The following is a 14,163-nucleotide window of genomic DNA, read 5'->3' as shown; positions in this document are numbered from 1 at the left end:
GCCCCCTTCCGCAGTCGTCACATCGGAACGGATGCCGACGCACAGGCGATCATGCTGAACGCGCTCGGCTACGACGCGGTCGACGCCCTCGTCGAGCGTGCCGTCCCGGCATCCATCCACGCCGCCCCCGTGCCGGACAGCGCCATCCCACCGGCGGCCTCCGAGGCCGAGGCGCTGGCGGAGCTGCGCGCCCTCGCGGCGATGAACCGACCCGCCCGGTCGATGATCGGGCTCGGCTACTACGACACGTTCACGCCGTCGGTGATCGCGCGGAACGTGTTCGAGAACCCGTCCTGGTACACGGCGTACACGCCTTACCAGCCGGAGATCTCGCAGGGCCGGCTCGAGGCCCTCATCAACTTTCAGACGATGGTCACCGACCTCACCGGTCTCGCGACGGCGAACGCGTCGATGCTCGACGAGGCGACGGCCGTCGTCGAGGGGATGCTCCTCGCCCGGCGCGCGTCGACCTCCTCCTCGAACATCTTCCTCGTCGATGCCGACGCACTGCCGCAGACGAAGGCGCTGCTCGCGCACCGTGCCGCGGCCGTGGGGATCGAACTCCACGAGACCCCCTACGATCTGTCGCCGCCTCCCGCGGACATGGACGTGTTCGGCGCGTTCATCCAATACCCCGGCGCCTCCGGCCGCGTGTGGGACCCGTCCGAGGTCATCGCCGCCGTCCAGGCGCAGGGCGGACGCGCCGTCGTCGCTGCCGGCCTCCTCGCGCTGACGCTCCTCCGCTCGCCCGGGTCGCTCGGCGCCGACATCGCCGTCGGCACGACGCAGCGCTTCGGCGTGCCGATGGGCTTCGGCGGCCCGCACGCCGGGTACATGGCGGTGCGCGCCGGGCTCGAGCGACAGCTCCCGGGCCGCCTCGTCGGCGTCTCGCAGGATGCCGAGGGCAAGCCCGCCTACCGCCTCTCCCTCCAGACCCGCGAGCAGCACATCCGCCGCGAGAAGGCGACGTCGAACATCTGCACCGCGCAGGTGCTCCTCGCCGTCATGGCCTCGATGTACGCCGTGTACCACGGCCCCGAGGGGCTGAAGAGCATCGCGGCGGACGTCGCGTCGAAGGCATCCGCGCTCCACCGCACGCTGACCGAGGCGGGCGCCGAGGTGCTCCACGACGACTTCTTCGACACGCTCGTCGTGGCGGTGCCTGGCCGTGCCGGCGAGATCGTCGCCGCCGCGCGGGAGCGAGGCTTCCAGCTGTGGTTCCGCGACAGCGACTCGGTCGGCATCTCGATCGATGAGACGACGACGCCCGCCGAGCTCGAGGCGATCGCCGGGGTCTTCGGTGCGACGCCGCAGTCGAAGGTCGGCCTGCACGCCGTCTTCGGGTTGTCGCACCTCCCGGCATCCCTGCGCCGTGATGACGACTTCCTGACGCATCCCGTCTTCCACGCGCACCACTCCGAGACGGCGATGATGCGCTACCTCAAGCAGCTCGCCGACCGCGACTACGCGCTCGACCGCGGCATGATCCCGCTCGGATCGTGCACGATGAAGCTCAACGCGGCGACCGAGATGGCGGCGGTGTCGTGGCCGGAGTTTTCCCGGGTGCACCCGTTCGCGCCCGCCGAGGACGTCGCGGGGTACCTCGTGCTCATCGACCAGCTCGAGTCGTGGCTCGCCGAGATCACGGGGTACGACGCGGTGTCTCTGCAGCCGAACGCCGGTTCGCAGGGCGAACTCGCGGGGCTCCTCGCGATCCGCGGCTACCACCACTCGCGCGGTGATGTGCAGCGCGACGTGTGCCTCATCCCGTCCTCCGCCCACGGCACGAACGCGGCCTCGGCGGTGCTCGCCGGCATGCGCGTCGTCGTCGTGGCGTGCGACGACGCGGGCAACGTCGACCTCGCCGATCTCCGCGCGAAGATCGCGGCGCACGCCGAGACGCTCGCGGCGCTCATGATCACCTACCCGTCGACGCACGGCGTGTACGAGCAGGATGTCGTGGAGCTCTGCGCCGCCGTCCACGAGGCGGGCGGCCAGGTCTACGTCGACGGCGCGAACATGAACGCGCTCGTCGGGTTCGCCCGCTTCGGCGACCTCGGCGGTGACGTGTCGCACCTGAACCTGCACAAGACGTTCGCGGTCCCACACGGTGGGGGCGGTCCGGGCGTCGGCCCGGTCGCGGCGAAGGCGCACCTGGCGCCCTTTCTCCCGTCGCACCCGCTCGCCCAGCGCGCGGAGCACGCCGACGGCTTCGTGTTCGACGGCGGACCGGTCTCGGCGGCGCCGTACGGTTCGGCATCCATCCTGCCGATCTCGTGGGCGTACATCCGGATGATGGGCGCCGACGGGCTCCGGCAGGCGACGGGCGCGGCGGTCGTGTCGGCGAACTACATCGCCGTGCGGCTGCGCGACCACTACCCGGTGCTGTACAGCGGCGAGGGAGGGCTCGTCGCGCACGAGTGCATCCTCGACTTGCGGCCGCTGAAGGACGCGACCGGGATCACCGTGGATGACGTGGCCAAGCGCCTCATCGACTATGGCTTCCACGCACCCACGATGTCATTCCCGGTCGCGGGGACGCTGATGGTCGAGCCGACCGAGTCGGAGGATCTCGGCGAGATCGAGCGGTTCATCGAGGCGATGATCGCGATCCGAGCCGAGGCGGACCGGGTGCAGGCGGGGGAGTGGCCGGCATCCGACAACCCCCTCGTGAACGCCCCGCACACCGCCGAGTCGGCGATCGCGTCCGGGTGGGAGCACCCCTACTCGCGGGAGGATGCCGTGTACCCCGTGCACACCCTGGTGCGCACGAAGTACTGGCCCCCCGTCCGCCGGATCGACAACGCCTACGGCGACCGCAACCTCGTCTGCGCCTGCCCGCCCGTCGAGGCCTTCGCGTAGCGCCCTGCGCCTGGCCGCCCTGCGCCTGACCGCGAGACTGCATCTGCCAGGCGAGACTGCGGCTAGAGACCGATGTCTCGACCCACAGACGCAGTCTCGCGGGGTGAGCCGGTGGAGCGGGTGGACGGGGAGAGTGCGCGGCGGAGGGTCAGGAGCGGGGCGGCGTGTTCGGGGGCTGCCGGACGCAGACCGATTTCGCGCAGGATGCCGCGCAGCGGATCGACAGCGAGGACGTCGTTCCACCCGAAGTGGCCGATGGCATCGAGGTGCCGGCGCAGCCGCGCGTCGCGTTGCGTCTGACGGTGCATCACGTCACGTGCCGTCCCATAGCGCCCGTCGTACTTCAGGTCGCCGTCGGCGTCCGCACCCACACGGCGGCCACCGGGCAGTCGCCACGTGAAGTCCGGGCGGTCGGTGCTGCCGTCCTCGGATCGGAACGAGACCTGAAGATCGGGCTCCGGCATCCCGAGCCATTCGAACACCGCGACGCTGACCGACTCGAGCACGCTCTCGGTGACCGCGCTCGCACGCTCCAGCGCCCATCGTGCGCGGGCGCGTCCGCGCGAGCTCGCGCGTTGCTCGTTGATGGCGCGCAGAACGTCGCGACTGAGCGAAGGGGCGAGGCGGAGCGCGGCATCCGCGGTGGCCAGTCCGATCGCCGGATGCCGGTGGCGCGCGAGATCCACGCAGGTGTCGGCGACGTCGGTCAGGAGCAGGCCGTGGCGGATGATGACGGAGCGATCGTTGCGACCGGTGTGAATGCGGATGCCGGCACTCATCCGTGCTGTGCCTCCCGCGAGCGCCAACTCGTGCACGGTTCCGGGATCGTTGAAGATGGGCAGCCCGAGCAGCGCGGCCGCGGACTCGAAGGCGAAGACGGTGTCCGGCCGGGTGAGCGCGACGGCGTGGACGCGGGCGAGATACCGATTCCACGGCGCCAGCGCCGACCACTCCGAGGCATCCGCGAACACGCCCGGGCGAACGCGTACGAGCGTTCCGCGCTCGATCTCCCGGCTCGCGTGCGCGACGTCGGCGCCGCGCACCAGCGGGATCGGAGCGGGGGCGATGTCTGGACGGAGGAGGCGCATGCCCCCAGGGTGCCTGGCCCCGCCCCACCGCGTGCGCCCCGCCCCCACGATCCGTGGACAACTCGCACACCGCGCCACCTGTGGACAACGCCCGCCCACCCACCCCGTCCTGACCGCGAGACTGCATCTGCGAGGCGAAACCTTGGTCACTGGCCGATGTCTCGACCCACAGATGCAGTCTCGCGGTCAGGAGCGGAGGGGAGGGAGGGAGGGGTCAGGCGGGGGCGAAGAGGGCGGGCCACCAGGCGGCGGCGAGGGGGTAGCCGATGAAGGCGATCACGTCGATCAGGGTATGCGCGATCACGAGGGGCATCACGCGGCCCCACCGCTGATACACCCACCCGAACACGATGCCCATCGCGACGTTCCCCGCGAGCGGGCCGAAGCCCTGATAGGCGTGGTACAGCCCGCGCAACGCCGCGGTCGACAGGATGATCGCCCACGGGCCCCACCCCAGTCGCCGCAGCCGGTCGAACAGGTACCCGATGAAGATGACCTCTTCGGTGAGGCCCGCGCGCAGTGCCGCGAGCAGCAGCAGCGGGATCGTCCACCACGAGGCGCCGAGCGGCGAGGCATCCACCTGCACCGTGATCCCCAGCGCGCGTCCCGCCGCATACAGACCGAGGCCCGGCACGCCGATGACCAGGACGAGCAGGATGCCTGCGCCGACGTCCTTCGCGAACATGCGGAAGTCGAGCCCGATGCGTCGAAAGGCGGAGACTCCCGGCTCCCAGAGCAGGTAGATCGCGAGGGCGACGGGGGCGAGCGCGAAGAACTGACCGAGGAACTGGTACAGCACGTCCCAGAACTGCTCGGCGTTCGCCCCGGGATTCAGCGACGTCGACTGGTCGCCCAAGGATTCTTCCCGGGTGAGCGCTTGCACGAGCGAGAGGACGGAATACACCGCGGAGCGCCCCACCGACAGTGCGAGGACGATCGCGATCTCCCACCAGAGCCTCGTGCGGGCGTGTCGGACGATGGCGTCTGGGCTAAGCGGATCGCCAGGTTTTGTGTCGGTCACGTTGTCAGATTGTCACAGGCAGATGTACTTCAGTAAAGGATCTGTAACGGTTTGTGCGGGTGGTTTGGCGGGCCTTCCGAGCGTGCTTATGGTCGATTCATCCGTGCCCAGGCCCCCCATCGCCGGGCGCATCACCCTTTCACCAGGAGGAATAGTGTCAGCAATGACGTGGCGCAAGCGCGCGCTCGCGGCTGGAGCGGGAATCGGCGTCGCCGCCCTCGCTCTCACCGCGTGCTCGACGGCCGGCGGCAACAGTGACGAGACCGACAAGGCCGTCACCGACACGCAGGTCACGATCGCGGAGACCAACGAGTTCACCAGCACGAACTCGATCTCGGCGACCGGAAACCTCGACATCAACAGCAAGGTCGCGTATTTCACGCGTGCCGGCTTCTACTACATCGACGACGAGTACAACGTCGTGCCGGACGAGTCGTTCGGAAAGATGGAGAAGGTCTCCGACGACCCGCTGCAGGTCAAGTACACGCTGCAGGACGGACTCACCTGGTCCGACGGCGAGGCTATCAACACCGACGACCTCGTCTTCGGCTGGGCCGTCTCTTCCGGCATCTTCGACGACGCCACGTTCGACGACGAGGGCAACGTCACCGCGGGCACCCAGTACTTCGAGTACGCGGGCTCGACCGAGGGCCTGAAGACCTCGAAGATCACCGAGGTCTCCGACGACAAGCTCTCGCTGACCGTCGAGTACGACCAGCCCTTCGTCGACTGGAACCTCAACGGCCTGATCGACCAGCCCGTCCACGTCGTCGCCGACAAGGCCGGCGTCGACCAGGAGGAGCTCATCCAGACGATCCTCGACTCGCCGCGCGGCGACGTCGACGCGCCCGCTGCGACGAACGAGACGCTGAAGGCCGCCGCCGACTTCTGGAACACCGGCTTCGACATGACGTCGCTGCCCGACGACGAGTCGCTGTACCTGTCGAGCGGCCCCTTCAAGATCGCCTCGTGGGAACCCACGCAGTCGATCACGCTCGAGCTGAACGACAAGTACACGGGCGACCTCAAGCCCAGCTTCTCGACGGTCGTCATCCGCTTCATCGGCGACCCGCAGGCGCAGGTCTCGGCTCTGCAGAACGGCGAGGTCGACCTCATCGTCCCGCAGGCCTCGGCCGACACGCTGACGGCCCTTGAGGGTCTCGACGGCGTCAAGGTCCTCCAGGGCGACCAGCTCGCGTACGACCACATCGACCTCACCTTCGCGGGTGTGTTCGCCGAGAAGAACGTCCGTGAGGCCTTCCTCAAGACGATCCCGCGTCAGCAGCTCGTCGACTCGCTCATGAAGCCGGTCAACCCCGAGGCGAAGGTCCTCGACTCGCAGCTGTTCATCCCGGCTCAGTCCTCCTACGAGGCCGCTGTCGCCGCGAACGGCTCGGACGCGTACGACGAGGTCGACATCGAGGGTGCCAAGGAGCTCCTCGCCGGTGCCACCCCGACGGTCCGCGTCATGTACAACATCAACAACCCGAACCGCGTCGCGTCGTTCCAGGCCATCCAGGCCTCGGCGGCTCAGGCCGGCATCACGGTTGAGGACGTGGGTCGCGAGGACTGGTCCTCGCAGCTCGGCTCGGACATCTACGACGCCGTCATCTTCGGTTGGACCAGCCCGGGCGTCGGCAACGGCACCATCCCGCAGATCTTCGCGAGCTTCGGCGGCAGCAACTTCAACCAGTACGCCAACGCCAAGGTCGACGAGATCGCCAAGGAGATCCCGGTCACGCTGGACACCGACAAGATCGACGAGCTGACCATCGAGGCTGACACCCAGCTGTTCGGTGACGGATACGGTCTGCCGCTCTTCCAGAGCGCCGGACTCGAGGCCCACACCGACCGCATCGAGGGCATCACCTACATGGGCAACCAGACCGGTCCGATCTGGAATTTCTGGGAGTGGACGGTCGCGGAGTAATCTGCAGAGATTGAATCCCTGACCCGCAGGGGGGCGACGGGCCCGATCGGCCCGTCGCCTTCCTGCGCAACAACCCGAACCGCTGTAGGGCCACCCGCGCGCCACCGCGCGCGTCGCGACCCCGGAGCCTGATACCCCCAGATCCCAGAAGGGGTGACGTTTGTTCGCCTATATCCTCCGACGCGTCGGCGTGTCGATCCTGATCCTCGTCGCCGCGTCCTTCCTGATGTACATCCTGGTCGCGTGGGCGCGCGATCCTCTGCAGGATCTGTACGCCTCGAACAGCCCGAACCGTGATGCGCTCATCCAACAGCGCATCGAGTGGCTGCACTTGAACGACCCGCTGCCCGTGCGCTGGTTCAACTGGTTCGTCGGCGCGGCCAAGTGCATCGTGCCGCTGGGCACCTGCGACCTCGGCGTGACGATTCAGAACCAGCCGGTGGCGACGCTTCTCGGCCGTGCGATGGGTGCAACGCTGCAGCTCGTCACGGGCGCGACGATCTTCGCGATCATCCTCGGCATCACGGTCGGAATCATCTCGGCACTGCGTCAGTACAGCGCCGTCGACTACGGCTTCACGTTCCTCAGCTTCTTCCTCTACTCGCTGCCCTCGTTCGTCATGGGTGTCCTCCTGAAGGTCTTCCTCGCGATCGGGTTCAACAACTGGCTGCGCGACCCGGTTCTGTCCTGGGCGGTGATCATCATCCTGTCCCTGGCGCTCGGCCTCTTCTGGCAGGCGATGGTCGGCGGCAACAGGCAACGACGCCTCATCGTCTTCGCGGGGTCCGCTCTCGTGACCGGCGTGATCCTCTACGTCATGTCGGTGACGTCGTGGTTCCTCGACCCGTCGCTGGGGCCCGTGATCGCACCGCTGCTGATCGCGCTGTTCGCGGCGGGAATGGCGCTGCTGATCGGGGGACCGAAGGCACGCTTCGCGTGGCGCACCGCGGGCGCGACGGCGATCGTCGTGATCATCGCCTACTTCGTGCTCATGCCCGTGATGTCCTCGTTCGACGTCTGGGGCGTGATCGCCGTCTTCGCCGGCGCGGTCATGATCGGCATGCTGATGGGCTGGCTCTTCGGCGAACACGACAAGAGCCAGGCGATGCGCATCGGCGCGTTCTCGGGCTTCCTCGGCGCGGGGGTGATCGTCCTCGATCAGTTCCTGCGCCACTGGAACGACTACGTGCGCAACCCCAAGGTCGGCGGCCGCCCGATCGCCACCGTCGGTTCGTCGACGCCGAACCTAAACGGCGACTTCTGGATCAGCGGCATCGACTCGTTCACGCACCTGCTGCTTCCCACGATCAGCCTGATGCTGATCTCGTTCGCCGGCTACACGCGCTACGCGCGCGGCGGCATGCTCGAGGTGCTCAACCAGGACTACATCCGCACGGCGCGCGCGAAGGGTCTGCCGGAGCGCACGGTCGTCGTCCGTCATGCGTTCCGCAACTCGCTCATCCCGATCACGACGATCGTCGCGGCCGACGTCGGCGGCATCATCGGCGGCGCGATCATCACCGAGTCGATCTTCGGCTTCTCGGGAATGGGGGCGCTGTTCAACAAGGGACTGAGCGCCGGTGACCCGAACCCGGTCATGGCGTACTTCCTGGTCGTCGCGATCTTCGCGATCACGTTCAACTTCCTCGCCGACCTGACATACTCGGCGCTCGACCCGAGAGTGAGGGCCAAGTGATGGCCAATCCCTCCGCCCCCGTCCCCGAGATCGCGGTACAGCCCTCCGCCGGTCCGCAGCACGTGATGTCCAAGGAGGACCGCGGCGTCAGCCAGGGTCGCCTCGTCCTGCGCCGTTTCCTCTCGCACAAGCCCGCTCTGATCAGCATGATCCTCTTCGTGCTCATCGTCGGCTTCGCCGTTTCGGTGACGGGCGCCTTCGGCATCCCCGGCTGGTGGAAGTGGAACTACGCCGACCTGCCGGCCATCGAGAACGCCGGAAAGCCGACGCTGAGTCTGTTCCCGTTCGACCTGGGCAATCACCCCTTCGGTCAGGACACCCCCGGCAAGGACTACTTCGCCATGACGATGCGCGGCATCGTCAACTCGTCCTACATCATGTTCATCATCGGCCTCATCGCGGCGGCGATCGGCGTGACGATCGGCGCGATCGCGGGGTACTACCGCGGCTGGGTGGATGCCGTGCTGATGCGCTTCACCGACGTCGTCATCATCATCCCGCTCATCGTGATCGGCGCGGTGGTCGGTACGGCGGTCGGAAACCTCGGTCCGCTGCTGCTCGCGGTGTTCCTCGGGTTCGTCGCGTGGACCGGCATCGCACGCCTGGTCCGGGCTGAGTTCCTCTCGCTGCGCGAACGCGAGTTCGTCGAGGCGGCCCGCGTCGCCGGTGCGAGCGACCTCCGCATCATCTTCAAGCACATCCTCCCCAACGCGATGGGCGTCGTGATCGTCTCGACGACCCTCATGATCGCCGCGGCGATCATCCTCGAGACCTCGCTGTCGTTCCTCGGCTACGGAGTCAAGTCGCCGGAGGTGTCGCTGGGTCTGCTCATCAGCGGCAACCAGGCCGCGTTCCAGACGCGTCCGTGGCTGTTCTGGTGGCCCGCCGCGTTCATCGTCATCCTCTCCCTTCTCGTCAACTTCGTCGGAGACGGACTGCGCGATGCGTTCGATCCGCGTCAGAAGCGCGTGCGCCGTTCCCGGGTCAAGGAGTTGCCGGAGAGTGCCGTCGTCGTCACGAGCTCGACGTCGGCCGACATGGGCGGGCTGGATGCGGCGGGCTCTGCCGCCGGCACGCGTGCGAACGCCGCCGACGGGAGGGACGCGTGACCGTCACGGCGACAGCCGGTGCGGCCACGTCCGTCTCGTCACCATCCCGCGATGAGTGCGACCACCGCGAGGATGGCCAGCAGGACCATGCCGGACAGCTCGAGCACGTGAGGGCGGCGGGTGACGGCGGTCTCGTCGGCGACACCCAGCTCGATGAGACCGGCCTCGCTGCGTCGCTCCCACTCCTCGCGGATGAGCAGCGCCGCATCGCCCGACTCGGTGCCGGCGAGGTCGCCGGGGCGCGGTGCTCCGCCCGTCGCGCGCAGTTCGCGGTTGTCGGGCCGACGGCCCGCTACGGCGGCGCGCAGGGCGCCCGGCGCAGGCGCGGACCACGCGGCCACGCGGCCGCGCGGCGTCACGAGCGTGAGTGCGTACTTGGTGGTCACACCGATGAGCGCTTCCCACGGCACGTGCGCGGTGTGCGTCACGTTGACGATGTCGACCCCGTCGTCGTCGATGCGGATGCCGGGGCGCCACAGCGCCGTCCACGCCCACAGCAGGGCAAGACCCGCGGCCGGGTACATCCAGGCCGAACCGGCGCCGTTCGAGGCCGCCGTCGCGACGAGCAGGATCGCGATGGCCGCCACGACGAGCGCCATGATGCGATTGAAACGAGAGTGGAGGGTCGTGTGATGCACGCCTCCATTCTCCCCATGACTGATGTGGAGACCATCCGATGAGCCAGAACACCGCGAACGGGCGTGCCGTGTCCGCGCCGCTCTCCTCCTCGCCGCTTCTGGAGGTCGACGGACTGAGCGTCGACTTCGCCGTCGACAACTTCTGGGTGCCGGCAGCGAAGGACATGAGTTACTCGATCGAGGCAGGCAAGGCCCTCGCCCTCGTCGGCGAGTCGGGGTCGGGTAAGAGCGCGAGCTCGATGTCGATCCTGGGCCTGCTGCCCTCGACCGCACGGGTGCGGGGGAGCGTGCGCCTGCAGGGCCGCGAGATCTTGGGGCTCAAGCCCGACGCGCTGCGCGAAGTGCGGGGGCGCGAGATCGCCGTGATCTTCCAGGAGCCGATGACGGCGCTGAACCCCGTGTTCACCGTCGGGTTCCAGATCGTCGAGACGCTCCGCACCCACTTCGGCATGACGCCGAGCCAGGCCAAGACGCGCGCGCTCGAGCTGCTCGACCTCGTGGACCTCCCCGACCCGCTGAAGGCGTACAACTCGTACCCGCACCAGCTGTCGGGCGGGCAGCGCCAGCGCGCCATGATCGCGCAGTCGATCTCGTGCGACCCGAAGCTCCTCATCGCCGACGAGCCCACGACGGCGCTCGATGTCACGGTGCAGGCGGAGATCCTCGACCTCATGCGTGACCTCCGCCACCGCCTCGATTCGGCGATCCTGCTGATCACGCACGACATGGGCGTGGTCGCGGACATCGCCGACGACATCATCGTCATGAAGAACGGCGAGATCGTCGAGCGCGGCGACGTGCATTCGGTCTTCGACAACCCGCAGCATCCCTACACGCGTCAGCTGCTCGCGGCGGTGCCGCGCATCGGTGACACGGGCGGCGAGGAGATCGACACGACAGCCGCACTCGCGGGTGACACGTCGACGATCCGCCTCGCCGAGGTGGCTGCGCAGCAGGATGCCGAGCGGCGCTCGAAGCTCGGCGCGCCGGTGCTGGAGTTCACCGACGTGGCGATCGACTATCCGAAGAAGGGCCGCGTGCCCGCCTTCCGCGCCGTCGAGCACGCGAGCTTCTCGATCTACCCCGGTGAGGTCACGGGTCTGGTCGGCGAGTCGGGCTCGGGCAAGACGACGATCGGTCGCGCCGCCATCGGGCTTCTCCCGATCGCCGAGGGTGACGCCAAGGTCGTCGGCTACGACATCAGCCACGCCGATCGCCGCCTGCTGCACAAGGTGCACAAGGACGTCGGCATCGTCTTCCAGGACCCGTCGTCGTCGCTGAACCCGCGCCTGCCGGTCGGGCAGTCGATCGGCGAGCCGCTCCTTCTCGCGAAGGTGGCGAAGGGGCGCGACCTCGATGTCCGTGTCCAGGAGCTGCTGGATGCCGTGGAGCTGCCCCGCAGCTATCGCTCGCGCTATCCGCACGAGCTCTCCGGCGGTCAGAAGCAGCGCATCGGCATCGCCCGCGCGCTCGCCCTCGAGCCGAAGCTCCTCATCGCCGACGAGCCCACGTCGGCGCTCGATGTCTCGGTGCAGGCGACGGTGCTGAAGCTCCTCCAGTCCCTCCAGCGCGACCTCGGTTTCGCGTGTCTGTTCATCAGCCATGACCTCGCCGTCGTCGACACGCTGTCGGACCGTCTGATCGTGATGAACCACGGTCGGATCGTCGAGCAGGGCGCGACGGGGGAGATCCTCCGCAACCCCCAGGACCCCTACACCCAGCGCCTCATCGCCGCCGTTCCGGTCCCCGACCCCGACGAGCAGAAGGTGCGCCGCGAGGCGCGGGCCGCGCTCCTCGCCGCGCAGGAGCAGTAAGCAGGCCGTCACCACCGGCATCCACGGCTAGAATGGGATGCGCTCCGTCTCGAGCGCATCCCATTCTTCTTCCCTTCGCAAGGACTCTTTCATGGCGCACGCCCTCCGTCCGGACCTCCGCAACGTCGCGATCGTGGCACACGTCGACCACGGCAAGACGACGCTGGTGGACGCGATGCTCCGCCAGACCGGCTCGTTCGGCGAGCACGCGCACGTCGAAGAGCGCGCGATGGACTCGAACGACCTCGAGCGTGAGAAGGGCATCACGATCCTCGCCAAGAACACGGCGATCACCTACAACGGCATCCACACCGACGAGCCCGTCACGATCAACGTGATCGACACGCCCGGTCACGCCGACTTCGGCGGCGAGGTCGAGCGAGGCCTGTCGATGGTCGACGGCGTCGTCCTGCTGGTGGATGCCTCGGAGGGCCCGCTCCCGCAGACCCGCTTCGTGCTGCGCAAGGCCCTCGAGGCGAAGCTTCCGGTCATCCTGCTCGTCAACAAGACCGACCGCCCCGACGCGCGCATCGCGGAGGTCGAGGAGGAGGCCCACGACCTGCTGCTGGGCCTCGCCGGCGACCTCGTCGACGATGTGCCCGACCTCGACGTCGACGCGCTGCTCGACGTTCCCGTCGTGTATGCCTCGGGGCGTGCGGGCGCGGCCTCGCGCACGCGCCCCGAGAACGGCACGCTCCCCGACAACGAGGACCTCGAGCCGCTGTTCGAGGCGATTCTCGAGCACGTCCCCGCTCCGGAGTACGACGACGAGGCGCCGCTGCAGGCGTGGGTCACGAACCTCGACTCGTCGCCCTTCCTCGGGCGTCTCGCTCTGCTGCGCGTCTTCAACGGCACGCTGAAGAAGGGGCAGACCGTCGCGTGGGTGCGCCACGACGGTTCGCACTCGAACGCCCGCATCACGGAGCTTCTGAAGACGAAGGCGCTCGAGCGGTTCCCCGCCGAGTCCGCCGGCCCGGGCGACATCGTCGCGATCGCAGGCATCGAGGAGATCACGATCGGCGAGACGATCGCCGACCCCGAAGACGTCCGCCCGCTGCCGGCCATCACGGTCGACGACCCGGCGATCTCGATGACCATCGGCACGAACACCTCGCCCCTCATGGGCAAGGTGAAGGGCCACAAGCTCACCGCCCGCATGGTGAAGGACCGCCTCGACCGCGAGCTCATCGGCAACGTCTCGCTCAAGGTCGTCGACATCGGCCGCCCGGATGCCTGGGAGGTGCAGGGCCGCGGCGAACTCGCGCTCGCGATCCTCGTCGAGAACATGCGCCGTGAGGGCTTCGAGCTCACCGTCGGCAAGCCCCAGGTCGTCACCAAGAAGGGGGAGGACGGCAAGGTCAAGGAGCCCTACGAGCACCTCACGATCGACGCTCCCGAGGAGTATCTCGGCGCGATCACGCAGCTCATGGCGGCGCGCAAGGGCCGCATGGACACGATGACCAACCACGGCACCGGGTGGGTGCGGATGGAGTTCGTCGTCCCCTCGCGCGGCCTCATCGGCTTCCGCAGCGAGTTCCTCACGATCACGCGCGGCACCGGCATCGCCAATGCGATCTCGCACGGCTACGACGACTGGGCGGGCACCATCACGACGCGCCAGAACGGCTCGATCGTCGCCGACCGTCAGGGCGTCGTGACGCCGTTCGCGATGATCGCGCTGCAGGAGCGCATGAGCTTCTTCGTGCAGCCCACGGAAGAGGTCTACGAGGGCATGGTGATCGGCGAGAACTCGCGCGCCGACGACATGGACGTCAACATCACGAAGGAGAAGAAGCTCACGAACATGCGTTCGTCGACCTCCGACTCCTTCGAGTCGATGACGCCGCCGCGCCTGCTGACCCTCGAGGAGTCGCTCGAGTTCGCCCGCGACGACGAATGCGTCGAGGTCACGCCCGAGAAGGTGCGCATCCGCAAGGTCGTGCTCGACGCGACCGAGCGCGGCCGTGCCGCCTCCCGCGCGAAGCGCCAGGACGCGAACGCCTGA

Annotated in this window: 9 protein-coding genes; 6 read left to right on the top strand and 3 right to left on the bottom strand. The window is 68.4% G+C overall.

The features are described 5' to 3' along the window. The first annotated feature begins 51 nt into the window (after positions 1-51). Positions 52-2,862, top strand: coding sequence for an aminomethyl-transferring glycine dehydrogenase (gene gcvP, locus ACRVYW_RS02445; protein WP_431801745.1), 2,811 nt, complete (start codon positions 52-54; stop codon positions 2,860-2,862). A gap of 62 nt (positions 2,863-2,924) precedes the next feature. Here gcvP and ACRVYW_RS02440 read toward each other — a convergent pair whose 3' ends face one another. Then, complete coding sequence (locus ACRVYW_RS02440) at positions 2,925-3,950, bottom strand: hypothetical protein (protein WP_431801334.1); 1,026 nt, start codon at positions 3,948-3,950, stop codon at positions 2,925-2,927. Between the two features lie 214 nt (positions 3,951-4,164). Further along, the gene (locus tag ACRVYW_RS02435) at positions 4,165-4,971 is read right to left on the bottom strand and encodes a CPBP family intramembrane glutamic endopeptidase (RefSeq protein ID WP_431801332.1); all 807 of its coding nucleotides are present in this window, start codon (positions 4,969-4,971) and stop codon (positions 4,165-4,167) included. 163 nt (positions 4,972-5,134) lie between these two features. Between ACRVYW_RS02435 and ACRVYW_RS02430 the strand changes: the two genes are divergently transcribed. From ACRVYW_RS02430 to ACRVYW_RS02420, 3 genes are all read left to right on the top strand, one after another. Beyond that, positions 5,135-6,901, top strand: a complete 1,767-nt coding sequence (locus tag ACRVYW_RS02430; protein WP_431801743.1) for an ABC transporter family substrate-binding protein — start codon at positions 5,135-5,137, stop codon at positions 6,899-6,901. Between the two features lie 190 nt (positions 6,902-7,091). Next, positions 7,092-8,597 carry an ABC transporter permease gene (locus tag ACRVYW_RS02425; protein WP_431801330.1) on the top strand — a complete coding sequence of 502 codons (1,506 nt, stop codon included), beginning with the start codon at positions 7,092-7,094 and terminating at the stop codon, positions 8,595-8,597. Positions 8,598-8,662: 65 nt separating this feature from the next. Further along, positions 8,663-9,706: an ABC transporter permease gene (locus ACRVYW_RS02420; RefSeq protein WP_431801741.1), complete on the top strand. Its 1,044-nt coding sequence runs from the start codon at positions 8,663-8,665 to the stop codon at positions 9,704-9,706. Between the two features lie 38 nt (positions 9,707-9,744). Here ACRVYW_RS02420 and ACRVYW_RS02415 read toward each other — a convergent pair whose 3' ends face one another. After that, positions 9,745-10,344: a PH domain-containing protein gene (locus tag ACRVYW_RS02415; RefSeq protein WP_431801328.1), complete on the bottom strand. Its 600-nt coding sequence runs from the start codon at positions 10,342-10,344 to the stop codon at positions 9,745-9,747. 38 nt (positions 10,345-10,382) lie between these two features. Here ACRVYW_RS02415 and ACRVYW_RS02410 point away from each other — a divergent pair, with 38 nt between their 5' ends. Both ACRVYW_RS02410 and typA read left to right on the top strand, forming a co-directional pair. Beyond that, complete coding sequence (locus ACRVYW_RS02410; protein ID WP_431801326.1) at positions 10,383-12,158, top strand: ABC transporter ATP-binding protein; 1,776 nt, start codon at positions 10,383-10,385, stop codon at positions 12,156-12,158. A gap of 91 nt (positions 12,159-12,249) precedes the next feature. Continuing rightward, positions 12,250-14,163, top strand: a complete 1,914-nt coding sequence (typA, locus tag ACRVYW_RS02405) for a translational GTPase TypA (RefSeq protein ID WP_431801324.1) — start codon at positions 12,250-12,252, stop codon at positions 14,161-14,163.

The organism is Microbacterium sp. bgisy203 (genome assembly GCF_965345155.1).
GTDB lineage: Bacteria > Actinomycetota > Actinomycetes > Actinomycetales > Microbacteriaceae > Microbacterium.
Note: the sequence above shows the minus strand (reverse complement) of the source record. Positions and strands in the feature narration are given on the sequence as shown.

Excerpts from the sequence above, each read along its gene's own strand:
- ACRVYW_RS02410 (WP_431801326.1), top strand. The coding sequence starts at position 10,383 with ATGAGCCAGAACACCGCGAACGGGCGTGCCGTGTCCGCGCCGCTCTCC.
- typA (WP_431801324.1), top strand. The coding sequence starts at position 12,250 with ATGGCGCACGCCCTCCGTCCGGACCTCCGCAACGTCGCGATCGTGGCA.
- ACRVYW_RS02420 (WP_431801741.1), top strand. The coding sequence starts at position 8,663 with ATGTCCAAGGAGGACCGCGGCGTCAGCCAGGGTCGCCTCGTCCTGCGC.
- ACRVYW_RS02430 (WP_431801743.1), top strand. The coding sequence starts at position 5,135 with ATGACGTGGCGCAAGCGCGCGCTCGCGGCTGGAGCGGGAATCGGCGTC.
- ACRVYW_RS02440 (WP_431801334.1), bottom strand. The coding sequence starts at position 3,950 with ATGCGCCTCCTCCGTCCAGACATCGCCCCCGCTCCGATCCCGCTGGTG.
- gcvP (WP_431801745.1), top strand. The coding sequence starts at position 52 with ATGCTGAACGCGCTCGGCTACGACGCGGTCGACGCCCTCGTCGAGCGT.